Source organism: Paenirhizobium naphthalenivorans (assembly GCF_007992095.1).
Classification (GTDB): domain Bacteria; phylum Pseudomonadota; class Alphaproteobacteria; order Rhizobiales; family Rhizobiaceae; genus Allorhizobium; species Allorhizobium naphthalenivorans.
Genome location: NZ_BJZP01000005.1, coordinates 184,939 through 208,089, shown reverse-complemented (window position 1 = coordinate 208,089; position 23,151 = coordinate 184,939). Strand labels below are relative to the sequence as shown.

Here is a 23,151-nt window from a genome sequence, read left to right as displayed (position 1 = left end):
GACAATCCTGTGACGTTCACTCCACGCCGTCCGGCTCGTAGAGTTCGCCCAGAACTTCCGCCGCAAGCGCCCGTGTGATCTTCGTCCGCCGCGACAGGGCCAGCCGGTCGATGCGATCGACCACTTCCTGCGCTGCGGCGCAAGAGCGCTCCATGCGCTTCACGATATAGTCGACGATCTTGTCGTCAATATTAAGCTGGCGGTCAGCGAACAGTTTGACGATGACCTGGGAAAGAAGAACCTCGTCCGGACTGCCGATTTCGACCATGGTCGCGGCCCTCAGTCGCGAACGAAGGTCGGGAAGCGCCACCGGCCAGGACAGCGGCCAGCTCCGTGAGGTCATCAGAAAGCTGGTGCCGTGCTCGCGCACGCTGTTGATCACATGGAAGAGTTCGACTTCATCAAAGCCGGCACGATCGGCATCCTCGAGTAGAACCGGACCTGCAGCCGCCTGCCGCGCCGCATTTGCGCCGGACACCGGATCAATCGCTGTCGCTCCGGCCTGCTCCGACCAGATTCTGGCCAGATGGGACTTCCCGGATCCGGCCGGCCCCGACAGGATGACGACCGGCGAGGACCACTGCGGCCAGCTGTCGATCAAGGCGACGGCAGCGGCCAGACGGTCGGAGACCAGAAGGTCGTCACGGCCGGTCGCTACGCCATGATCGAAGACGAGCGGCAGTTGTTCGCCCGTCTTGCGACGAGTCACCGCCTTCATTGTTTCACGCATCTAATTCTCTGAAGCACCAGGTTTGGGCTCGCCTTCAACAGTCGGCGCCTGCCCGTAATACAGATCGCTTTGAAGATACCTCGACAGGGCGAAGCGAACAAGCACGCCGACGGAGGCCGCGGCCGGCACGGCGATGAGAACGCCGACGAAACCGAACAATGCGCCAAAGGCGAAAAGCGCGAACATCAGCCAGACCGGATGAAGCCCGACGCTCTTGCCCACCCATTTCGGCTGCAAAATATTGCCCTCGATGAACTGGCCGGAGAAAAAGAACAGGACAACGATGACCAGGTGGACATAATCCGGCCAGAACTGCACCAGCGCCACACCGGCGGCCAGCACCAGGCCGACGGTCGAGCCGACATAGGGGATAAAACTCAGCAGCCCAGTGAGGAAGCCGATCAGCAAGCCGAAGTTCAGGCCGATCAGCGACAGGCCAACAGCATAATAAATGCCAAGGAACAGGCAGAGCGAGCCCTGCCCGCGCACAAAACCGGCGATTGTGCTGTCGAGTTCGGTTGCGATCTCACGCACCGTCGCGACGTTATTGCGCGGGATCCAGCCGTCGACCTTGGCGATCATCCGGTCCCAATCGAGCAGGAGATAAAAGGCGACAACCGGGGTGACGACCAGCAATGAGGCAATATCGATGAGCGCCTTACCCGAATTCCAGATCTGCGCCAGCAGCGTACCGAGAAAGCCAACGCCTTCGGACAGATATTTGGAGAAATTCTCCTTGAGCGTGTCGGTTTGGGTGCTCAGCCATCCCGGCAGCCATGCGGCGTTCGAGGTGGTGATATAGGCCTGCAATTGCGTGACATAACCCGGAATATGTTGAATGAACTCGTTGAGCTGGCTCGCCAGGACCGGAATGATGATCATGAGCGACAGCACGAAAACGACAATAAAGGTGATCAATATGACCACTGTCGCCCACATGCGCGACAGACCTAGAAGCTCCAGCCGGTCGGCAACCGGATCGAGGAAATAGGCCAACGCCATACCCGCGATGAACGGCAGAAGGATGGTGCGGAACATCATCAGGAAAAAGACAAAGACTGCGAGCGCGGCGAGCCAGAAAAGCAATTGCCGCCGAAGCCCGCTTCCGCTGATGTGCTTAACCATTGCGCGATGTCCTCTTTCTTGCCGTGCCACCTGTCCCGGCGGCTCTTCTAGCAGGAAAGCTCAGTTAGGTCAGGCCACAGGGGACGGTCAAGGGCGTCCATAAGACAGCAGTCGGCACTCACGGCAAAAACGCCGGAAAACCGTGCTTTTCCTGTCTCCCGGCTTGCAAATCCGGGTTCTTCATGCAATTCCCACCGGCAATATCGACACCCATCGGAGGCACGAGATGAGCCAGTCTGGACGCAACGGTTTGACCTACAGCGACGCGGGCGTCGACATTGATGCCGGCAACCTCTTGGTCGAGAAGATCAAGCCGGCCGTGCGCTCCACCCGCCGCCCGGGCGCCGACGGTGAGATCGGCGGTTTTGGCGGCCTGTTCGATCTCAAGGCCGCAGGCTTCTCCGATCCGGTTCTGGTGGCCGCCAACGACGGCGTCGGCACCAAGCTGAAGATCGCCATCGACGCCGGCATCCACGATACGGTCGGCATCGACCTCGTCGCCATGTGCGTCAACGATCTCGTCGTCCAGGGCGCCGAGCCGCTGTTCTTCCTCGACTATTTCGCCACCGGCAAGCTCGACCCCGACCAGGGAGCAGCGATCGTCGGCGGCATCGCGGCTGGCTGCCGCGAGGCTGGTTGCGCGCTGATCGGCGGAGAAACCGCCGAGATGCCGGGCATGTATTCGGGCGGCGACTACGACCTCGCCGGTTTTGCCGTCGGCGCCGCCGAGCGTGGCAGGCTTCTGCCGGCGGGCGACATCGCTGAAGGCGACGTGATCCTTGGGCTCGCCTCGTCCGGCGTCCACTCCAACGGCTTTTCGCTGGTGCGCAAGATTGTCGGCCTGTCAGGCCTCGACTGGAACGCAGCAGCGCCCTTCGACACAGAAAAGTCGCTCGGAGCGGCCCTGCTTGAGCCGACCCGCATTTACGTCAAGCCGCTGCTGAAGGCCATCCGCGAGACCGGCGCCCTGAAGGCGCTTGCCCACATCACCGGCGGCGGCTTCCCCGAGAATATTCCGCGCGTTCTGCCGAAACACCTCGCCGCCGCGATCGACCTCAATGCCATCAGTGTCCCACCGGTCTTCTCCTGGCTGTCGCGCACCGGCGGCGTTGCCCAGAACGAGATGCTGCGCACCTTCAACTGTGGGGTCGGCATGATCGTCGTCGTTGCCGAAAAGGATGCCGCCCGCGTTGCCGAAGTTCTCACCGCCGAAGGCGAGAAGGTCGTGACGCTTGGCCGGATGATCGCCCGCGCCGAGGGTGATGCCGGAACCCGCTACGAAGGCAAGCTCGCCCTATGACGACGGCCCGCAAACGCGTCGTCGTCTTCATCTCCGGCGGCGGCTCGAACATGGCGGCGCTGGCGGATGCCTGCGCCGCGCCCGATTTCCCGGCCGAGGTCATCGCTGTCTTCTCCGACAAACCGGCGGCAGGCGGGCTTGTAAAGGCCGCCGAGCGCGGAATCGCGACCTACACGTTCGAACGACGCGCCTATGCCGGCAAGGCCGAGCATGAGGCCGCGATTCTGGTCGCGCTCGACGCGCTTTCGCCCGACATCATCTGCCTGGCCGGCTACATGCGGCTGCTGAGCGCTGATTTCATCAGGGCATACGAAGGGCGGATCCTCAATATCCATCCTTCGCTGCTGCCGCTGTTTCCCGGTCTGCACACCCATCAGCGAGCGCTTGATGCCGGAATGATGGTGGCCGGCTGCACCGTTCACCTGGTGACCGAAGGCATGGACGAAGGGCCGGTTCTTGCCCAGTCCGTCGTGCCGGTCCTGCCCGGCGACACGGTCGATACCTTGGCGGCGCGCGTGCTGACCGTCGAACATCGTAGCTATGCGCTGGCCTTGCGTCTGTTTGCCGATGGAACGGTGCGCATAGGCGCCGATGGCCGCGTCGAGCGAACCGGCTATGCCAGCGACCCCGCGGCAACGCTGATTTCGATCTGAGGGCCTATTTGGCGTTGCTCATGAAGAATGAGGCACCCAGCGCCAGAAGGCTGCGGGGAAAAAGGCGCGTTAACAGCGTGATCAGCTTGTTGACTACCCCCGGGACCACGCTCGGCCGCCCAGCGTAAAGAGCGTTCAGACCCGCCTCAACCACCGCCTCCGGTGTCATCATTACCGCGGCCGCCATCGGGTTGAGCCGATGTCCGGCCCGCTCCCAGAAAGGCGTCTGCGTGGGGCCCGGGCATGTGACGCTGACCACGACCTTGCGGCGGGCCAGTTCGCGATGGAGCGCATGGCCAAAGGCCAGCACATAGGCCTTGGACGCGGCGTAAACGGCATAGCCGGGAATAGGCTGGAAGGCGGCTGTGCTGGCAACCAGCAGGATATGCCCGCCGGCGCGATCCGCCATGTCGCCGGCGAAGATATGGGAGAGCTCCGTCAACGCGCGCACATTGACGTCGACCATGCCGACCTCGTCATCCCGCGATCGGGCGATGAAACGCCCCTGGATGCCGTAACCGGCATTGGCAACCAGCGTTTCGACGAAGATGCCGCGATTATCGATCCGTTGTTTCAGCTGCGTGCAGGCAAGCGCTTCGGCCAAATCCACGGCCTCGACAACCACTTCTGCACCATGCTCCCCTCTCAGTTCAGTCGCCATGGCCTCAAGGGCATCCGCCTTGCGGGCGGTCAGCACGAGGTTGTAGCCGCGCCTGACGAGTGCCCCGGCAAAGGCCCGCCCCAACCCGCCGGTCGCACCAGTGATCAATGCCCATTTGCGCTCGTTCGCCATCAACATCTCCCTCATCACGGCCGTGATCATCGGGAAAAACACCGCCCCCCGCAAGAGATGCCCGTAAGGCCAGCGAAGTCGTGCTTGCCGCTTCTTGCACAACAGTCACAAGAGAGGACCTTTTTTGGGCCCTTTTTTGGCCGACACTAGGCCCAGAAGTGGTCTCTCCAACCCATTGAGGTCATTACATTTTTTCGTACTGTCGCGGTCATTGAACGATCTTACCGAAATGGGGACTTCTCGCATGACCAGATTGTTGACCACGACCGCACTGCTTGGTGCGATGGCGCTTGGCCTTCCGAACTTCGCTTTCGCAGCGGACGATATATTCACGTCGCCGGACGGCGCCTTCTCGGTCTATGGTGGCGTCGGCCTTGCCTATATCAAGGCCGAGGAATTCGTCTATGACGGCTCCCACAAGCTCAGCCAGCTCGACTGGGAAAGCAAGGGCATGACGCTCTACACGCTCGGCGCCGATGCCCAGATCGACAAGAACTGGAAAGTCCGGGCGGCCTTCAACGTCGGTACCGGCGGCAACGGTCACATGGTCGACTACGACTGGATGGACTACGGCATCTCAGACTGGACCGATCGCTCGATCCATCCCGACACCGAACTCGACCACTATTTCAGTGGCTCGATCGAGGTCGATCGCGGTATTTACGAGAACGAGACCACAAGTTTCGATGTCGGCGCCGGCTTCCGTTATACGGACGTCAAGTGGACCGCCTATGGCGGCTCCTATATCTACAGCGGCGGCGGCTTCCGCGACACGGTCGGCAGCTTCCCTGACGGCGAGCGCGGCATCAGCTACCAGCAGAAGATCCCCGTCGGCTTCCTTGCCGTAAACGGCTCCCACACGATCGGCGCCCTGACCCTGAGCGGCGGATTGCAGGGTGGTCTGAGCTTCGGCATTGACGACATCGACGATCACTGGATGCGTGATCTGCGCTTCTACGACAGCATGAAGATCGCGCCAATGCTCGGCGCAAACATCACCGCCAACTATCAGATCAGCCAGATGGCCTCGCTATTCGTCACCGGGTCGTTCGAAAAGGTGTTCCATGAACGCGGCGACATGAAGATCGTCGACACCACGGGTGCAAGCGCCGATTCTCATTCGTCGGATTCCGCTGGCGCGACCTATCAGGCGATGTCGATCTCCTTCGGCCTGAAGGGCACCTTCTGATAAGCAGAGCCCCCCGCAGACAGCTGACAACGCTGTCTGCACGGTCGCGGACGCCCCCCTCTTGCGCGCCCGCGACCCTTTCTGTTTCAGGCCGATAGTGCTGCCGGATTGAGAGCGGCCCACTGCAGCAACATGATGGTCTTGGCGTCGCAAATGCGGCCGTCTCCGACCATCGCTAGCGCGGCATCAAGGGAAACCTCAACGATCTCGATATCCTCATGCTCCTCGGCAAGCCCGCCGCCGTCGGCGACCTTCTGCTCGGCATTGATCTGCGCGAAGTAGAAATGCACCTTCTCGGTCACTGCGCCGGGCGAGGTATAGGCGCTGAACAAATGTCGGGGTTGGTCTACCCGATAACCGGTCTCCTCCATCGCCTCGCGACAGACGGTCTCGGCCGCATCCTCGCCTTGCTCCATCGAGCCGGCCGGGACTTCCAGCAGGAAGGGATGGCTCCCCATCAGATAGACGGGAATGCGAAACTGACGAACCATGACGACGACCCGGCGCTGCGGATCATAGAGCAAAATCGCCACCGCCTCGCCTCGATCGAAGACCTCCCACGTCAACTTGACCTTGCTGTCGTCCGGGCGGATGTAGTCGAAGACGATGCGACGGAAATGGCTCCAGCCTTTCCATAGCGTCTCATCCTTGAGGATGGCGATGCGAACCTTGTCGAAGCGGCTCATTCCGCGACCTTCTCGAGCCACACCTTGTTGTCGTGGAACGCGGCCCCGCCGTGCGGTGCGGGCGAGTCGGCACCGGTCAACACGTTGATCCCCTCGCCGTCGAGATGCGCCTTGTTCGGCCAGATCCCTTCAGCCACCAGGACACCCGGCTTGACCGCATCGGTGACCCGCGCATGGATACGCAGCGAGCCCCGCCCGTTGCCAAGACGGACGATGTCGCCACCAGCGATCGACAGGCGTGCGGCATCGGCCGGATTGACCATCACCTCCGGACGAACCTCCTTCTCGCGCGAGGTCGGCGTCTCGGTGAAGGTCGAGTTGAGAAAATTGCGGGCCGGTGAGGTCGTCAGGCGGAAGGGATGCGCGGCGTCGGCCAGTTCGATCAGATCAACCTGGTCGGGATAGACCGGAAGCGAGGAGACCGGGCCAAGATTGCCGAGCCGCACCGGCGGCTTGTTCGGCGCCTTGCCGTTCTCCCAGTCCGGGCGAAAGCGGAACTTGCCATCGGCATGGGCAAAGCCATCGAGGTAATGGGCGGTACGGAAATCCGGCTGACAGTCGATCCAGCGATCCTCGCGCAGGGCGTCGTAGCCGGGCAGACCGTTCGGCAACAGCATGCGATCGATGTGTTCACGCTCGTTCAGGCCAAAGCCTGAGCGATCGGCGACACCAAGGCGCTTGGCCAGTTCCTCAATGACAAAGAGATTGGTGCGCACCGTTTCCGGCGGCTCGACGAGCTTTGGGCCAAGCAGGATGTGACTGTGGCCGCCGCCACGATAAAGGTCGTCATGCTCGACGAACATGGTGGCCGGCAGCACGATGTCGGCCACCTCGGCGGTCTCCGTCATGAACTGCTCGTGCACTGCGACGAACAGGTCGTCACGGTCGAAGCCCTGTTTTACCAGACGCTGTTCGGGCGCGACATTGAGCGGATTGGTGTTCTGGATCAGCAGTGCCGTCACGGGCCCACGGTGACGCAAAGCCTCGGCGTCTCCAGTCAGCACCCGACCGATCTGCGACTGGTCGAGCATGCGGATTTCCGGATCGAGATACCCCGTGCCCAGCAGCTCGGCCTTGTTGAGCCGGAAGATGTCGCTGTTGCTGTGAAAGGCTCCGCCCCCCTCGTGTTGCCAGGAACCGAGCACCGTGGCGATGGACAGAGCGGCGTGCATGGCGACCGTGCCATTGCGTTGACGGGCAAAGCCGTAGCCGAGGCGGAAGAAACTGCGCTTCGTCGCGCCGACAAGCCGCGCGAAGGCCTCGATTTCCTCGACAGAAAGTCCAGTGATCGCCGCCGCCCATTCGGGCGTGCGGGTCTTCAGATGCGCCTCAAGCCCGGCCGGGTCATCGGCATACCGCGCCATGTAGGCGCGGTCGGCATAGCCGTCGCGGAAGGCGATGTGCATGACCGCACAGGCAAGAGCCGCATCGGTGCCGGGCCGAACGATCAGGCCGAGGTCGGCCTGCTTCATCGTCGCGTTCTCGTAAACATCGACCACGACGATCTTCGCCCCGCGCTCCTTGCGGGCCTTCATCGCATGGGTCATCACATTGACTTGGGTGGCAACCGCATTGGTGCCCCAGATGACGACGCAGTCAGCCTTGGCCATCTCGCGCGGGTCGGGTCCGCGCAGCGTGCCCGTTCCCATGGCATAGCCGGTCCAGGCCATATTGGTGCAGATCGAGCCGAAGAAACCGGAATAGCGCTTGGCGTGGCGCAGGCGCTCGATCGAGTCGCGCTGCACCTGTCCCATTGTACCGGCGTAAAAATAGGGCCAGATTGCTTCCGAACCATGGGCGGCTTCCGCCTTGACGAAGGCCTCGGCGACCTCGTCCAGCGCGTCATCCCAGGAAATCTCCTGCCAGCCACCTGCGCCCTTGGCGCCCTTGCGGCGCTTCGGCGTCAGCAGGCGATCCGGGTGGTAGAGGCGTTCCGCATAGCGGGCGACCTTGGCGCAGATGACGCCGGCCGTGTAGCTGTTATCGGCGGCGCCACGGACGCGGCCGATCCGCCCGTCGCCCCCCAGATCGACATTGAGCGCACAGGCGGATGGACAGTCATGCGGACAGACCGTATGACCAGTGGTTCGGATAGGGCTCGCGATGTTCATGGCCTTTGTATATTGCATGGCCGGACGGCTCAAAAGCCCCATTCAGACAAATCATCAAACCCATCAGGACGACAGATGAACTACCGCCACATCTACCATGCGGGCAATTTCGCCGACGTGCTCAAGCATGCGGTGCTGGCGCGGCTGATCGTCTACATGCAGCAGAAGGACAAGGCCTTCCGCCTGCTCGACACCCATGCCGGCATCGGCCTTTACGACCTTTCCTCCGAGGAGGCGCAAAAAACCGGCGAATGGCGCGACGGAATCGGCCGCCTGCTCGACGCGGAGCTTCCGGCCCCTGTAGCCACCATCCTCGCGCCCTATCTGGACGCCGTCAGAAGCCTCAACCCCGAGGGGGAAATCACCCTTTACCCCGGATCGCCGAAACTCGCCCGCATGCTGTTTCGGCCACAGGACCGGCTTTCGGCCATGGAACTTCACCCCGACGACAGTAGACGGCTTGCCCGTCTGTTCGAGGGCGACTACCAGGTGCGCGTCACAGAACTCGACGGCTGGCTGGCGCTCGGTGCCCATCTGCCGCCGAAGGAGAAGCGCGGCATCGTGCTGGTCGATCCGCCCTTCGAACTGGAGGGCGAGTACGAACGTATCGTGGACGGGCTGGCCCGCGCCTATCGCCGCTTCTCGACCGGTGTCTACTGCCTCTGGTATCCGATCAAGAGGGGCGCACCGATCGCCGCGTTCCACGAAGCCCTGAAGGCGCTGGAGATCCCGAAGATCCTCTGCGCCGAACTCTCGGTGAAAAGCGACCGCGACCTGACGGGGCTTTCCGGCACCGGCCTCATTATCGTCAATCCGCCCTTCACGCTGAAGGACGAGTTGCATGCGGCCCTTCCTGAGCTGAAGCGTGTGATGGCGCAGGATCGCTATGCCTCGCATCGGTGCTTCTGGCTAAGGGGTGAGACCACCGAGGCGGAGCGGCAGCGCGACTAGAGCCTCCGCACCACGCGCTTGACCTCGCACGGCTTTGCCAACATTCTGACGGCAAAGAAGGAGAGCATCCATGGCCACCCGCCTGCTGATCCGCACCACGCTTTCGCTCGCCGCCTTTCTGTTTCTTGCCATAGAAAGTCAGGCCCTCGCCGGCACACCGTCCTGTGAGCAGGTGACCGGCACCGTTTCCGGGCGGTTTGCCGCGAACATGCGCGGCTTCCTCGGTCTCGACCTGTCGATTGCCGAATACGGCATGATTTCCGAGAACAGGCTCGAGACGCGTGACGGAACCCATCGGGTGGAGCGGCGCTATTGTCATGCGAAGATCACCACGACCGACGGCGCGCGCCGCCAAGTCTGGTATCTGATCGAGAACAATTGGGGCTTCGCCGGCCTCGGCTCGTCGGTCGAATTCTGCGTCAGCGGTCTCGACCCCTGGCACGTCTATGGCGCCCGCTGCAAATCACTGCGCTGAAAAGCACTCGCCTCCCGACGCCTAAGACTCCTGGTCGGCGTGGAACTGCGTGCGTTCGAAGAGCAGAACGACCATGAGCGCGATTGCCAGCGGGATCAGCAGATAGAAAAGCCGGAACACCAGAAGCGCGGCGATCACATCCGCCTGTTCCAGATCCGGCAACCCCATGACGAAGACGAGCTCAAGCACGCCAAGCCCGCCCGGTGCATGCGAGATCAGGGCCGCAGAGAACGACACCAGAAAAATGCCAAGGACGACGACGAAGCCGGGATTACCCACCTCAGGCAGGGCGAAATAGATGATGCCGGCGGCACCGATCAGTTCCATCGGTCCGACCAGCAGTTGAGGCAGCACCACACGCGGCGCTGGATAGGTTATCTGGAACGAACCGATGCGCAACGGAGGAAGCCGCAGCAGGCTGGCAAGCGCATAAAGGCCGACAAGGCCAAGGATGGCATAGCCGGTCGCAGCCGAAGCGCCGATCGGCAAGAGGTCACCGAATCGTTCGGTAATATCGGGCTCAAGCACCAGCACAAGGCCAGCGAGAAGCAAAGCACCGAGCAGGAAGGTAAAGGAGCAAAGGGCGATCAGACCACCAATCTCGCGGGCGCTGAGCCCTTTGGACGTATAGGCCCGATAACGCACCACGCCGCCAGAAAGGACCGAAGCACCGACATTGTGTGACAGGGCATAGGCGGTGAACGAACTGACAGCGATGAACAACCAGCCGACCTTGCGCTCGAGATGCATCAACGCGATGCGGTCATAGCCGGCAAGTGCTGCGTAGGCCACCAGCGAGCAAAGACCAGCCATCACCCAACCGTGGGCAGGTATCTGCGCCAAACTATGATGCAGGTCGTCAAGTGACAGCCCGCGTAATTCCTTGTAGAGAAGCCAGCCGGAAACCGCTATCGTTGCAGCACCGATCACCGGCCAGAAAAATTTCTTCAGGGTCATCCAGTCTTGCCGATCTTTTCTCCTCGAAACAGAACAAGCTGTCACCACCTTGCCGGCGACCGCCCTAGTCTGGGGATGAAGAGTTAATGCTTCAATCCCTGCGCGTCGGAATGATACTATTGTTCAGTGTTGGGACCTGGCTTGAGGCGACAGGCGCGAGAGCACAGACGCGCGATTTCGATTTCTACGTCCTCTCTCTTTCCTGGTCTCCGACCTTCTGTGCATCGCCGGACGGCGCGCGCAATCGCGAACAGTGCGGAACCTTGCGCCATTACGGCCTGGTCGTGCACGGGCTCTGGCCGCAATACGAGCGCGGCTATCCGCAATCCTGCCCGACCGACCAGCCACAACGCGTGTCATCAAGCCTTGGCCGGGCCTATTTGGATATTATGCCGTCGATGGGTCTCATTGGCCACGAATGGCGTAAGCACGGCACTTGTTCCGGCCTCAGCCAGGGAGACTATTTCTCCACAATCCGTGCCGCGTTCGAGCGTGTGCAACTGCCCACGCCTCTGAAGCGATCCGCGCGGGAAACGCGGATCTCTCCCATCGAGCTGGAACGGCAGATCATTCGCGCCAATCCCGACTTGAGCCCGCAGGGGGTCGCCGTCACCTGCCAGGCGGGCAAACTGGACGAGGTGCGGATCTGCCTGACGAAGGACCTTCAGTTCCGCAAATGCCCCGAGATTGACAGAAACGGTTGCCGCCAACGATTGATTTCCGTTCCGCCGCAGAATTAGGTTTGCGGCGAACAGACTTCCACAGCTCCACGAGGACCATATCGATGAAACTGCTATGCTCGCCAACCTCCCCCTATTCCTCCAAGGTCCGCATGGCCGCCCGCCACCTCGGGGTCGAGCTCGAGGAAGTGATGGTCAACACCAGCGAGGATCCGATCGAACTGACCGGAAGCAACCCACTCGGTAAAATCCCGACCCTCATCACCGACGAGGGTCGGGCGATCTTCGACAGCCGGACGATCATGCACTACCTGCACCGGACAGCGAAGAAGCGGCTCTATCCGAAGAAAGACGCGAAGCGCACCGAGGCGGAGGTGCTGGAAGCACTGTGCGACGGCATATGCGACTGCCTGCTGGTGATCGTCTATGAGAAGCGTTTCCGGGCACCGGAACTGGTCAGCCAGGATGCAATCGACCGGCAATGGTCGAAGGTCGAGCGCAGCCTCGACCATCTTGAAGCGCATATGCCGAAGTTCGGCAAATCGCTGCACGGCGGCCATTTCGCGCTGGCGGCACTGCTCGGCTACCTGATGCTGCGCTTTCCAGGAGAGTGGGAAAACGGCCGTACCCGGCTGGCGGCCTGGCCGGGGAAATTTACCGAGCGCTTCAAGCCCTACCCCGATCTTCGGCCGCAGGCCTGAGCGACGGCGTCGCCGCTTTCGCGCCGACAACAAAAAAGCCGGGCGTCTCCGCCCGGCTTTTCCACATCCGCATATCGGGCGGATCAGAACTTCATGCCGATACCGACCTTGACCGAGTGATCGTCGAAACCACGCGACACATTTGCGCCGTCAATCTTGAAGTCACGCGAGGCGTAGTCGGTGTAGCGATATTCGACGCGGGCCATGATATTGTCGGTCACCAGCGCTTCGACACCCGCGCCGACGGTATAGCCAACTGCGGCCTTCTCGTCTTTGTCGGTCGCGCTCTCGATCTTGTGGTTTGCGGCGGCAATACCACCGGTACCGTAGATCAGGAAGGGGTTCATGTCGTAACCGACGCGGGCGCGCAGCGATCCGTTGACACCTTGCTTGCCTTCGAGACCGGCACCGGCCGAACCTTTTTCGCCGTTGTAGCCAATGTCGGCTTCTGCACCGTAGACAATCTGGCCGTTCTGCATGTTGTAGCCGCCATAGAGCGAACCGCCGGCAGCATCGGCATCACGAGAGTTGCTGCCGTCGAAGCGACCCCAGTCGTAGGTCACAGCGCCACCGACATAGGCGCCCGTCCAATTGCCCGCCGGAGCGGCGTAGGATTCGGTGGCGACCGGAGCTTCCGGGATCTGGTCGACAGCGTCGGCGGCTCTGGCAGCCTGGGAGGCCATCAAGGCCGTGGCGGATGCCAGAAGAATCATAGTGAGGGTACGCATACTTGTCTCCTTTCAGTTCAGAGCCGCGTCAAATCTAAACAGCGGCGGCTCGAACGATCGATGTAATTCCCTGCCCGTTCCGAGCTGAAGATGGACGTCAATTGCGGACTTGAAAGAGCCGAAATGTGAATTGATTGTGTCATCGGAGTGACAAGAATTGGATGTTGCTTTAAAGCAACAGGAAATTCATTAACCATAACAGTGTGTAAACAAATTTATACATAGAAATTTCAAAGTTAAACTCAAATCAAAGCCAACATACCGCCCGAAGACACAAAGAAGAGAATTAACGCATACCTATGCAAACCGTGCCACCGCACCCTATATGCCAAGCACAACCACAGAAGACCAAGCCGGATTGCTATGAACGACAACATTCCTAAGGTAGCCCTCATCACCGGATCGGCCGCGAGACTTGGGCGAGCCATCGCTCTCGACTTGGCACATCATGGCTTCGCCGTAGCCGTCCACGCCAATCACTCGCTTGCACAGGCCGCAGCGCTTGTCGACGAGATCGGAGCGTTCGGAGGCCGCGCCGTCGCCTTGCAAGCCAACCTTCGCGACGGGCAGGCAACGGCCGGCCTCATGGCGGCGGCGACCGACGCACTCGGCCCGATCGGCGTTCTGGTCAACAATGCCTCCATCTTCCTGGACGACAGCGCCGAGGTTTTTGACGCCGAGATCTTCGACCAGCATTTCGACCTGCACGTCCGGGCCCCGGCAATCCTCGCGTCAAGCCTGTTGCGACAATTGCCGGAGGATGGGAACGGACTGATCGTCAACATCATCGACCAGCGCGTTCTGGCACCGACGCCGCGCTTCTTCTCCTATGGCCTGTCGAAGGCGACACTGCTTGCGGCCACACATACGATGGCGCAGGCCTTCGCCCCACGGGTGCGCGTCAACGGCATAGGCCCCGGCCCAACGCTGAAGAGCACCCGACAGACGGAAGAGGATTTTCACGCGCAGATCGACGCCCTGCCGCTTGGTCGCGGACCCAGGCTCGAGGAATTCGGCAGAACGATCCGCTTTCTTTTTGACACACCGTCGATCACCGGCCAAATGATTGCCCTCGATGGTGGGCAGCATCTTGCCTGGCGTCTGCCGGGTGCAATGGAGATCAATGAATGACTGGAGGAAAGCTGCCGGATGGCGGCATTCTCTATGACGGCACGGAAGAAGAGGACGATGACATCGCGCCCGCTTCCGACACGCAGCGCTCGGTCGCCGCGGTCGACTGGAGCGTCACCAATCTTAACGAAACGGGCCTGACCGGCGCCGAACTGATTGGCGAATTCGTCAAGCAGTTGCCGAACAGTCCCGGCGTCTACCGCATGCTGAATGCCGACGGCGAGGTGCTCTATGTCGGCAAGGCGCGCAGCCTGAAGAAGCGCGTGACAAACTATGCCCAGGGGCGGCTACACTCCAACCGCCTGACGCGAATGGTGCGAGAGACGGCGAATATGGAATTCGTCACGACCCGCACCGAGGTCGAGGCGCTGCTGCTCGAAGCCAATCTCATCAAGCGCCTGCGGCCGCGCTTCAACGTGCTGCTGCGCGACGACAAGAGCTTTCCCTATATCCTGATCACCGGCGACAGCCGGGCGCCGGCGATCTACAAGCATCGCGGCGCGCGCGGCCGCAAGGGCGACTATTTCGGCCCCTTCGCCTCGGCGAGCGCCGTCGGACGCACGATCAACTCGCTACAGCGGGCCTTCCTGCTTCGCACCTGCACCGATAGCGTGTTCGAGAGCCGTACCCGCCCCTGCCTCCTCCATCAGATCAAGCGTTGTTCCGCGCCCTGCACGCACGAGATCTCCGACGCCGACTATGCCGTGCTGGTGCGCGAGGCCAAGGATTTTCTGTCCGGCAAGAGCCAGAACGTCAAAGCCTCGATCGCCGAGGCTATGAACGAAGCGGCGGAGAACCTGGATTTCGAGCGCGCCGCAGTGTTCCGCGACCGTCTCGCGGGCTTGAGTCATGTGCAGAGCCACCAGGGCATCAATCCGGCGAACGTCGAGGAGGCGGATGTCTTTGCCATCCATCACGAGGGCGGCCTCACCTGCATCCAGGTGTTCTTCTTCCGTGCAGGACAGAACTGGGGCAACCAGGCCTATTTCCCCAAGGCCGACCCGCAGATGACGCCGCCGGAAGTACTCAATACCTTCCTCGCGCAGTTTTATGATGACAAGCCCCCCCCGAAGCAGATCCTCCTGTCCGAGACGATCGAGGAGCAGGACCTGCTCGCCACGGCGCTGACCGAGCGGGCCGGCTACAAGGTGCAGGTGCTCGTACCGCAGCGCGGCGACAAGAAGGACGTCGTCGACCATGTCGCCGCCAATGCGCGCGAGGCCCACGGCCGCAAGCTGGCAGAGACCGCCTCGCAAGCGCGCTTGCTGCAAGGCTTTGCCGAGACCTTCGGCCTCCCCTACGTGCCGCGCCGCATCGAGATCTACGACAACTCGCACATCATGGGCACCAATGCGGTCGGCGGCATGGTGGTCGCCGGACCCGAGGGGTTCGTGAAAGGCCAGTATCGCAAGTTCAACATCCGTTCGACCGACATCACACCCGGCGACGATTTCGGCATGATGCGCGAGGTGATGACCCGCCGTTTCTCGCGCCTTCTCAAGGAAGAGGGAAAGCCCGATCGCAGCACAGCGTCGGACGATTCGGCCGACACCACCTTCCCTGCCTGGCCGGATGTGATCCTGATCGACGGTGGCCAGGGCCAGATGACGGCGGTGCGCGCCATTCTCGATGAACTCGGCATTGCCGACTGTGTCATCGCGATCGGGGTCGCCAAGGGCGTCGACCGCGACGCCGGGCGCGAGCGCTTCTTCGCGCTTGGACGCCCCGATTTCACACTGCCGCCGCGCGATCCTGTGCTCTACTTCATCCAGCGCCTGCGCGACGAGGCCCATCGCTTCGCTATCGGTTCGCACCGGGCACGGCGCAAGAAAGAGCTGGTAAAGAACCCGCTCGACGAAATCGCCGGCATTGGCCCAACCCGCAAACGGGCATTGCTTCAGCATTTCGGCACGGCAAAGGCCGTCTCTCGCGCAGCGGTATCCGACTTGACCGCGGTAGAGGGAATCTCCGAGGCTGTCGCAAGGCTTATTTACAATCACTTTCACGAAAGCGCCGCAGATTGACGTCAGGGGGAACGCATTCTTGTCTCCACACCTTACTGACAATTAAGAAATCTTGTGTTGACGGTCGCGTCGGTAAACCGTCATCTACACTCGAAAATCATCCGACAGACAGGGCATCATGGCTTCGCGCGCTTACAACATTCCAAATCTCCTGACCTATGCCCGCATTGTTGCCGTGCCGCTGATCGTCCTGTGCTTCTTTGTCGAGGGGCGATTGCAGAGTTCGGAATTCGCCCGCTGGACCGGACTTGGCATCTTCGTCGTCGCGTCGATCACCGACTATCTCGACGGCTATCTCGCCCGGATCTGGAACCAGACCTCGAATATCGGCAAGATGCTCGATCCGATCGCCGACAAGCTGCTGGTTGCTTCGGTCCTGTTGCTGATGGCGGCCGACGGAACGATTGCCGGCTGGTCGCTCTGGGCCGCAATCACCATCCTTTGCCGCGAGATCCTGGTCTCCGGCCTGCGCGAATATCTTGCGGCCCTGAAGGTCAGCGTTCCCGTCACCCAGATCGCCAAGTGGAAGACCACCGCGCAGATGTTCGCACTTGCCTTCCTGCTCGCGGGTCCCGCCGGTGACAAGGTCCTGCCTTTTACGACTGAGATCGGTATTGGCCTTTTGTGGATCGCAGCACTTCTGACCATCTACACCGGCTACGACTATTTCCGTGCCGGCCTGAAGCACATGGTCGATTGATATGGTCAAGCTCGTCTATTTCGCCTGGGTGCGCGAACGGATCGGCAAGGGCGAGGAAGAGCTTGAACTTCCCGCCCACGTCAAGACGGCCGGCGATCTGATTGCCTATCTGACCACGCTCGGCGAGGAATACGAGAACGCGCTACAGTTTCCCCAGGCGATCCGGGTTGCCGTGAACCAGGAGCATGTCGAGCACGACGAACCGCTCACCGGCGCTGGCGAAATCGGCCTTTTCCCGCCGATGACGGGCGGGTAAGACACTCTTGCGAAGAGAGTGCCATCACCTCGTGAAATGATCGCAGGCACGAAGGCCATGCGACGGGTCGGAAGACGTTGCTGAGGACAAATCGATGACCTGCCCTGCCCCCACCATTCGCGTCCAACATCAGGACTTCGACCTTTCGACCGAAAGCCGCGCGCTTACAGACGGCCGCGCCGACATCGGTGCAGTCGTCTCCTTCGTCGGCCTTTGCCGCGACGAGGCGGGCACGCTTTCGGCGCTCGAGCTCGAGCATTATCCCGGCATGGCAGAGGCGGAGATCCGCCGCATCGGAGAGCAAGCGATCGCCCGCTTCGACCTGCTCGGCCTCACGGCCATCCACCGCTTCGGCAAGATCGCGCCCGGCGAGCAGATCGTACTTGTCATCGCCACCGCCCCGCACCGCCAGGCGGCCTTCGACGGCGCCAATTTCATGATGGACTACCTGAAGACCTCGGCTCCCTTCTGGAAGAAGGAACACCGCAAGGATGGGACGGCTGGCGACTGGGTCTCGGCCAAGGATGCCGACGACCACGCCCGTGACAAGTGGCGCTGATCAGACCAACAGGAACAGAAAAGCCGGGATCTTAGACCCCGGCTTTTCGCTATACATCGACGCCGCAGGAGGTGCGGCTCAAGGCTTCATTCAGCCGACGATTTCGGTGTCCGAAAACCAGTACTTGATTTCCTCGGCAGCGGTTTCCGGAGCGTCCGAGCCGTGGACCGAATTTTCGCCGATCGACAGGGCGTAGGTCTTGCGGATGGTGCCTTCATCGGCGTTAGCCGGGTTGGTCGCGCCCATGATCTCGCGGTTCTTGAGGATGGCGTTTTCGCCTTCGAGAACCTGAACCACGGTCGGGCCCGAGGTCATGCCTTCAACCAGTTCGCCGAAGAAGGGGCGTTCCTTGTGAACGGCGTAGAAGCCTTCGGCTTCGCGCTGGCTCATCCAGACGCGCTTGGAAGCGACGACGCGAAGGCCTGCGTCTTCCAGCATCTTGGTGATGGCGCCCGTCAGGTTGCGCTTCGTTGCGTCCGGCTTGATCATCGAAAAGGTGCGTTCAATCGCCATCGGTCTAGTCCTTTTGTCTTAAGGGGAAAGTGGGCGGTTTCTAGCCGTGTCAGGCCCTGAAAACAAGGGGGATGGACGAATTTCACGCTCACGTCACACAAGGACATCAGGCGACCCGCCGCGCCTCCCCATCATAGAGGTCGAGGCAGCGCTCGAACCATTCGCCAACCGGGTCTCCGGCCGGCAGATGAATAGAGCCGCTGACAATCCTCAGCCATTGCAGCGCGCCAAAGACGATGAAGTCGGCAAACAAGGGCGCCGCGCCACCGATGAAGGGCTGATGGCTGAGCATGTGACGTAGAGGCTTCAGTGTTTCCGGGAAGGCTTCGATCTCCGCATCGCGGCCAGCCGCCACCTCCTCGACGGTCTTGCCAAGCCGTTCTTTCCGGCTCTCGCGGAAATAGACCTGATCCTCGGGGTCCAGCATGTCATGGATCTGCTTGATGGCGATCCGCGTGGCCGCCGGGTGAATGGTGGTCTGCGAATACCCCTCGACGAAGCGAGAAAGCGCCTTGCCGCCCTCGCCAGCAAACAGCGACGGGCGGGTCGGGTAGGTTTCCTCCAGGTAGAGGGCAATGGCAAAACTGTCGGCGATCAACCGATCGCCATCGCGCAGGATCGGCACGGTCTTCGACACTCCACCCTCAATCTCGCTGATCGCGGTGAAGGGCATCGGCTGCTCGACATAGGAAAGCCCCTTATGCTTGAGCGCCATGACCACCTTCCAGCAATGCGGAGAAAAGGGACGGTCGCGATCGCTACCGCACAGGGAGTAGAGGGTGATGGACATGAGGTTTCTCCGGAAGGCTGAAGGGGACGGCCAATGTGGGGCGGCAGGCACTCGCGATCAAATCAAGATATTTCATTGATCATATCAATCCCTCTGCATCATTTCTGCCATAGGCTTGCGCTTTGCCCACTCGATAAGGAGACCCGAAATGCTGCAAAACCTTCAGATGCTTGCCGCCTACAATGAGTGGGCCAACCACCGCCTCTATGCCGCCGCGCAACAACTGACGCCGGAGGAATTGAATGCCGATCGCGGCGCTTTCTTCGGCTCCCTGTTCCTCACCCTCACCCATCTGCTGGTCGCCGACCGTATCTGGTTACGCCGCTTCACGGGCGAAGGCCCCAGCCCTTGCGCGCTTGACGAAAAACCGTTTGCGGCGTTGGCAGACCTTACGGCAGCGCGTCAGGATGAGGATCGCCGCATCATCGACTGGTGCGCGACACTGACGGAAGAGCGGGTCGCCGCTCCCTTCAGCTATACGCCGATCACCAATCCCACGGTAATCGCCCACAAGCTCGGGCCGGCGCTTGTGCATTGCTTCAACCACCAGACCCATCATCGCGGCCAGGCACATGCCACCCTCACCGCGCTCGGCAAGCCGTCCCTCACACTCGACCTCATCTACTTCCTCCGCCAAGAGGGGCAGCAGTGGCTGTGACGGCGTTGCGCAAGGACTGACATGGAAAGATCGGAGCGACGGTCACCGGCAAGAGTAGGTCCGTCGGAATAAGTGGTCGAGATCCGGGCAAATCGCCCGGTGCGATCGGGCGCGCCCGAACCACCACGTTCAGCAGCAGGAACTCAAGCGAAAATTAACCCAGACTGCAATGTTGCGGATCAGTGCCCAGCCATCGGTTGCCGGCTTAACGGAATCCAGAAGATTCAACGGCACGATCGCCCGAAAAGCCGGAACCTCAGGGCCTAAGGGGAAGAACATGCAGCAGGACGTCAGCATCGCGCATCAGAAAGCTCACCCGCATCAGACCAGCCACAAGCCGGCATCGGGGGCGGACGCACTGCAGAAGGTTGCGGGCTTCATGGCTAAGCATGGCATCGCCGGGCTGCCGCGCAACTATCATCTCGTTCACGAGGCAATCACCGGTCACAATGCCGGGCTGGCCCGCGACCTTGGCGCCCTTGGGCAGCGCGCCACGCAGCACGCCCTCGACCAGCTCGGGCTGAAGCACCGTCTTGCCAGCCACTGCGGACTTGCCGAGGAACGGATGCAATCCGAAAGCGTCGCCCTGCTCGGCAAGCTGGGCGAACACGTGGGGCTGGGCATCCTGCACAAGCAAACCTTTGCGCGAGCCCTGGAAACCATCACCCGGTCGATCCGCGAGGACGAGACACGCGGCATCGGCGACCTGCTGGCCGAACTCGACTTCCTGGGAGCTTCAGCAGCAGACCTGCTCGAGGCGGAAACGGACCTGGCCCTGAAGCTGAAGAACGGCCTGCAGCAGATCGAGGCGGCAAACCGCGCAGCCGAGGCAGCCAAGGCCATGATGAACAAGGACGGCCTGACCGGTCTGCCTAATCGCCTCGCCTTCATGAACCGGCTCGAAGGGCTGTTTGCCGAAGACGGCACCACGCCAGCGACGGCGCTGATCATCGTTGATGTCGACGACTTCCGCTCGATCAACCACCAATTCGGCGAGGATGCGGCCAACCGGCTGCTGAAGCGCATGGCCGCGATCTTCCGCAAGACAATCAAGAAGAATGACTTCCTGGCGCGCATCGACGGCGACGACTTCGCCTTCCTGTTCTCAGACGTCACGGCTGAAGACGCCCACGCCATCGCCGGGCGCCTGCATGCCGCGATCGAGAACAGCCTCGTTTTCGCTGCGGAGCAAGGCGCGCACAAGGGCGGGCTCGGTCTTTCGGTCGGGATTGCCCTCAGCCATACGGCGGAGGCTCCCATGCAACTGCTTGCCCATGCCGAAGCGGCGCTCCACGCCGCCCGCGCCAATCCCCGCCAGCCGATCGCGGTCTACCCGGGACCTACCGGCCGAACTGCTGGATGGCACGTCGCCTGACGGAAGGCCGGCTGTCGGGGCTGTTGCCGTGAAGCAACCATAAGACCGGCTCCCTCTTTCCTGGCGACTGCCTTCCCGGCGACCGCTTGCCTTTGCCTGACAGTTCGGCCAAAACGCCAGTCATGATCTCAATTAACGACGTTTCCGCCCGCATTGCCGGCCGCCTTCTCATCGACCACGCCACGATTTCGTTGCCTACTGGCACGAAAGCCGGACTTGTGGGCCGCAATGGTGCGGGCAAATCGACCCTGTTCAAGGTCATCACCGGCGATCTCAGCCCCGAGTCCGGCTCGGTCTCCATTCCCAAGAACGCCAAGCTTGGGCAGGTGGCGCAGGAAGCCCCTGGCACCGAAGACAGCCTGATTTCGATCGTGCTGGCCGCAGACAAGGAACGTACAGCCCTGATGGCTGAAGCGGAAACGGCCACCGATCCCCACCGGATTGCCGATATTCAGATGCGGCTCGTCGATATCGATGCCCATTCGGCGGAAGCCCGCGCCTCCAGTATTCTGGCCGGCCTTGGTTTCAATCAGGAAGCCCAGCTTCGCCCGGCCTCTGCCTTTTCCGGCGGATGGCGCATGCGCGTGGCGCTGGCGGCCGTGCTGTTTGCCGAGCCTGATTTGCTGCTCCTGGACGAGCCGACCAACTATCTCGACCTTGAAGGTACGCTGTGGCTGGAAGACTATATTCGCCGCTATCCGCACACTGTCATCATCATCAGCCATGACCGTGACCTGCTGAACAATGCCGTCAACGCCATTGTCCATCTCGATCAGAAAAAGCTGACCTTCTATCGCGGCGGCTATGACCAGTTCGAGCGCCAGAAGGCCGAGAACGACGAACTGCAGATGAAGTCCAAGGCCAAGAATGACGCGGCCCGCAAGCATTTGCAGAGCTTCATCGACCGCTTCAAGGCCAAGGCCACAAAGGCAAAGCAGGCCCAGAGCCGCGTCAAGGCGCTTGAGCGCATGGGCACGGTTGCGGCGGTGATCGAGGATCATGTTCAGCCGATCACCTTCCCGGAACCGGAAAAGCAGCCTGCCTCGCCGATCATCGCCATCAACGGTGGCTCCGTTGGCTACGAGCCGGGCAAGCCGATTCTGAAAAACCTCAATCTGCGTATCGATGCTGATGACCGCATCGCCCTGCTTGGCTCGAACGGCAATGGTAAATCCACGTTCGCCAAGTTCATCTCCGGTCGTCTGTCGCCGGAGAGCGGTGATCTACGTCTCGCCCCCAGTCTGAAGATCGGCTTCTTCGCCCAGCACCAGTTGGATGATCTGGTGCCGGAAGACACTCCGGTGGAACATGTTCGCCGGCTGATGCCGCAGGCGCCGGAAGCCAAGGTCCGCGCGCGCGTCGCCCAGATGGGGCTTACCACAGAAAAAATGAACACCGCCGCCAAGGATCTATCCGGTGGCGAGAAGGCCCGCCTGTTGATGGGTCTGGCCGCCTTTCATGCGCCGAATCTCTTGATCCTCGACGAGCCGACCAACCACCTGGACATCGACAGCCGCCGCGCATTGATCGAGGCGCTCAACGATTATGATGGTGCCGTGATCCTGATCTCCCATGACCGGCACTTGATTGAAGCAACCGTAGACCGGCTGTGGCTGGTCAATGACGGCACCGTCACCACGTTTGAGGGTGACATGGACGAATATCGAGATCTGATTGTCTCTTCCGGTAAAAAAAAAGAAGAAAAAAATGAAGTAGCGGTTGAGGTCGGAAAAAAAGCCGACCAACGCAAACTCGCCGCCGAACGCCGTGCGTCGCTCGCTCCGCTGAAGAAAAAGATCAATGAAATCGAGTCCCTGACGAAGAAACTGGAGACATTGATTCAGGCCCTTGATGCGGAACTTGCGGATCCCGCGCTCTATGAAAAAAGTCCGGCCAAAGCGGCGGAAAAGGCCAAGCAGCGTGGTGAGGCCGCAGCGAAGCTGAATGCCGCCGAGGAGCAGTGGCTGGAGTTGTCGGCCGAATATGAAGAGGCGATGGCGGGGTAACGCCGGCCGTGGTGCTACGCGTAGCAATAGATTTAAATCAGTTTTTAACTATAAAAGACG

At 61.4% G+C, this 23,151-nt stretch carries 24 protein-coding genes; 15 read left to right on the top strand and 9 right to left on the bottom strand.

What is annotated here, in order from left to right; all coding sequences use genetic code 11:
* Positions 1–16: 16 nt before the first annotated feature.
* Both hdaA and RNA01_RS07525 read right to left on the bottom strand, forming a co-directional pair.
* Positions 17–730, bottom strand: a complete 714-nt coding sequence (hdaA, locus tag RNA01_RS07530; RefSeq protein WP_147179349.1) for a DnaA regulatory inactivator HdaA — start codon at positions 728–730, stop codon at positions 17–19.
* Entirely contained in the window at positions 731–1,855 is a 1,125-nt protein-coding gene (locus RNA01_RS07525) for an AI-2E family transporter (protein ID WP_147179348.1), read from the bottom strand.
* A gap of 226 nt (positions 1,856–2,081) precedes the next feature.
* Between RNA01_RS07525 and purM the strand changes: the two genes are divergently transcribed.
* Both purM and purN read left to right on the top strand, forming a co-directional pair.
* Positions 2,082–3,155 (top strand): phosphoribosylformylglycinamidine cyclo-ligase, encoded by a 1,074-nt coding sequence (gene purM / locus RNA01_RS07520; RefSeq protein ID WP_147179347.1) that lies wholly within the window; start codon positions 2,082–2,084, stop codon positions 3,153–3,155.
* Positions 3,152–3,808 carry a phosphoribosylglycinamide formyltransferase gene (gene purN / locus RNA01_RS07515; protein ID WP_147179346.1) on the top strand — a complete coding sequence of 219 codons (657 nt, stop codon included), beginning with the start codon at positions 3,152–3,154 and terminating at the stop codon, positions 3,806–3,808. The genes purM and purN overlap by 4 nt, the downstream gene beginning before the upstream one ends.
* Before the next feature lie 4 nt (positions 3,809–3,812).
* On the opposite strand, the gene RNA01_RS07510 is transcribed toward purN, so the two are convergent.
* Complete coding sequence (locus RNA01_RS07510) at positions 3,813–4,601, bottom strand: SDR family NAD(P)-dependent oxidoreductase (RefSeq protein WP_170253390.1); 789 nt, start codon at positions 4,599–4,601, stop codon at positions 3,813–3,815.
* A gap of 244 nt (positions 4,602–4,845) precedes the next feature.
* Between RNA01_RS07510 and RNA01_RS07505 the strand changes: the two genes are divergently transcribed.
* Positions 4,846–5,790: an omptin family outer membrane protease gene (locus RNA01_RS07505; protein ID WP_147179344.1), complete on the top strand. Its 945-nt coding sequence runs from the start codon at positions 4,846–4,848 to the stop codon at positions 5,788–5,790.
* An 86-nt stretch (positions 5,791–5,876) separates the two neighbouring features.
* Here RNA01_RS07505 and RNA01_RS07500 read toward each other — a convergent pair whose 3' ends face one another.
* Together RNA01_RS07500 and RNA01_RS07495 are read right to left on the bottom strand one after the other, a co-directional pair.
* The gene (locus RNA01_RS07500; protein WP_147179343.1) at positions 5,877–6,476 is read right to left on the bottom strand and encodes an NUDIX domain-containing protein; all 600 of its coding nucleotides are present in this window, start codon (positions 6,474–6,476) and stop codon (positions 5,877–5,879) included.
* Entirely contained in the window at positions 6,473–8,605 is a 2,133-nt protein-coding gene (locus RNA01_RS07495) for a molybdopterin-containing oxidoreductase family protein (protein WP_147179342.1), read from the bottom strand. The genes RNA01_RS07500 and RNA01_RS07495 overlap by 4 nt, the downstream gene beginning before the upstream one ends.
* Before the next feature lie 57 nt (positions 8,606–8,662).
* Between RNA01_RS07495 and RNA01_RS07490 the strand changes: the two genes are divergently transcribed.
* The gene (locus tag RNA01_RS07490) at positions 8,663–9,538 is read left to right on the top strand and encodes a 23S rRNA (adenine(2030)-N(6))-methyltransferase RlmJ (protein WP_147179341.1); all 876 of its coding nucleotides are present in this window, start codon (positions 8,663–8,665) and stop codon (positions 9,536–9,538) included.
* 70 nt (positions 9,539–9,608) lie between these two features.
* A complete protein-coding gene (locus tag RNA01_RS07485) occupies positions 9,609–10,013 on the top strand; it encodes a hypothetical protein (protein ID WP_147179340.1) in 405 nt (134 codons plus the stop codon).
* 21 nt (positions 10,014–10,034) lie between these two features.
* Here RNA01_RS07485 and RNA01_RS07480 read toward each other — a convergent pair whose 3' ends face one another.
* Positions 10,035–10,970 (bottom strand): lysylphosphatidylglycerol synthase domain-containing protein, encoded by a 936-nt coding sequence (locus RNA01_RS07480; RefSeq protein ID WP_147179339.1) that lies wholly within the window; start codon positions 10,968–10,970, stop codon positions 10,035–10,037.
* A gap of 86 nt (positions 10,971–11,056) precedes the next feature.
* Between RNA01_RS07480 and RNA01_RS07475 the strand changes: the two genes are divergently transcribed.
* Together RNA01_RS07475 and RNA01_RS07470 are read left to right on the top strand one after the other, a co-directional pair.
* Positions 11,057–11,710, top strand: coding sequence for a ribonuclease T2 family protein (locus RNA01_RS07475; RefSeq protein ID WP_147179338.1), 654 nt, complete (start codon positions 11,057–11,059; stop codon positions 11,708–11,710).
* A gap of 44 nt (positions 11,711–11,754) precedes the next feature.
* Positions 11,755–12,351: a glutathione S-transferase gene (locus tag RNA01_RS07470; protein WP_147179337.1), complete on the top strand. Its 597-nt coding sequence runs from the start codon at positions 11,755–11,757 to the stop codon at positions 12,349–12,351.
* An 83-nt stretch (positions 12,352–12,434) separates the two neighbouring features.
* Here the strand turns inward: RNA01_RS07470 and RNA01_RS07465 are convergent, their stop codons facing one another.
* Positions 12,435–13,079 carry an outer membrane protein gene (locus tag RNA01_RS07465; protein WP_147179336.1) on the bottom strand — a complete coding sequence of 215 codons (645 nt, stop codon included), beginning with the start codon at positions 13,077–13,079 and terminating at the stop codon, positions 12,435–12,437.
* Between the two features lie 363 nt (positions 13,080–13,442).
* Between RNA01_RS07465 and RNA01_RS07460 the strand changes: the two genes are divergently transcribed.
* The 5 genes from RNA01_RS07460 (at position 13,443) to RNA01_RS07440 (ending at position 17,749) form a co-directional block, all read left to right on the top strand.
* Positions 13,443–14,210, top strand: a complete 768-nt coding sequence (locus RNA01_RS07460; protein ID WP_147179335.1) for an SDR family oxidoreductase — start codon at positions 13,443–13,445, stop codon at positions 14,208–14,210.
* On the top strand, positions 14,207–16,234 hold the full coding sequence (gene uvrC / locus RNA01_RS07455; protein ID WP_147179334.1) for an excinuclease ABC subunit UvrC: 2,028 nt from the start codon (positions 14,207–14,209) through the stop codon (positions 16,232–16,234). The genes RNA01_RS07460 and uvrC overlap by 4 nt, the downstream gene beginning before the upstream one ends.
* Positions 16,235–16,352: 118 nt before the next feature.
* Positions 16,353–16,934 (top strand): CDP-diacylglycerol--glycerol-3-phosphate 3-phosphatidyltransferase, encoded by a 582-nt coding sequence (gene pgsA, locus RNA01_RS07450; RefSeq protein WP_147179333.1) that lies wholly within the window; start codon positions 16,353–16,355, stop codon positions 16,932–16,934.
* 1 nt (position 16,935) lies between these two features.
* A complete protein-coding gene (gene moaD, locus RNA01_RS07445) occupies positions 16,936–17,190 on the top strand; it encodes a molybdopterin converting factor subunit 1 (protein WP_147179332.1) in 255 nt (84 codons plus the stop codon).
* Positions 17,191–17,284: 94 nt separating this feature from the next.
* Entirely contained in the window at positions 17,285–17,749 is a 465-nt protein-coding gene (locus RNA01_RS07440; protein ID WP_147179331.1) for a molybdenum cofactor biosynthesis protein MoaE, read from the top strand.
* Positions 17,750–17,839: 90 nt separating this feature from the next.
* On the opposite strand, the gene ndk is transcribed toward RNA01_RS07440, so the two are convergent.
* Complete coding sequence (ndk, locus tag RNA01_RS07435; RefSeq protein ID WP_147179330.1) at positions 17,840–18,262, bottom strand: nucleoside-diphosphate kinase; 423 nt, start codon at positions 18,260–18,262, stop codon at positions 17,840–17,842.
* Positions 18,263–18,368: 106 nt separating this feature from the next.
* Positions 18,369–19,052, bottom strand: a complete 684-nt coding sequence (locus RNA01_RS07430) for a glutathione S-transferase family protein (RefSeq protein ID WP_147179329.1) — start codon at positions 19,050–19,052, stop codon at positions 18,369–18,371.
* Positions 19,053–19,200: 148 nt separating this feature from the next.
* Here RNA01_RS07430 and RNA01_RS07425 point away from each other — a divergent pair, with 148 nt between their 5' ends.
* The 3 genes from RNA01_RS07425 to RNA01_RS07415 all read left to right on the top strand — a co-directional run bounded on the left by RNA01_RS07425 (position 19,201) and on the right by RNA01_RS07415 (position 23,091).
* Positions 19,201–19,710 carry a DinB family protein gene (locus RNA01_RS07425; protein WP_147179328.1) on the top strand — a complete coding sequence of 170 codons (510 nt, stop codon included), beginning with the start codon at positions 19,201–19,203 and terminating at the stop codon, positions 19,708–19,710.
* A 277-nt stretch (positions 19,711–19,987) separates the two neighbouring features.
* The gene (locus tag RNA01_RS07420; RefSeq protein WP_147179327.1) at positions 19,988–21,085 is read left to right on the top strand and encodes a GGDEF domain-containing protein; all 1,098 of its coding nucleotides are present in this window, start codon (positions 19,988–19,990) and stop codon (positions 21,083–21,085) included.
* A gap of 122 nt (positions 21,086–21,207) precedes the next feature.
* Complete coding sequence (locus RNA01_RS07415) at positions 21,208–23,091, top strand: ABC-F family ATP-binding cassette domain-containing protein (protein WP_147179326.1); 1,884 nt, start codon at positions 21,208–21,210, stop codon at positions 23,089–23,091.
* The last annotated feature ends 60 nt before the right edge of the window (positions 23,092–23,151 follow it).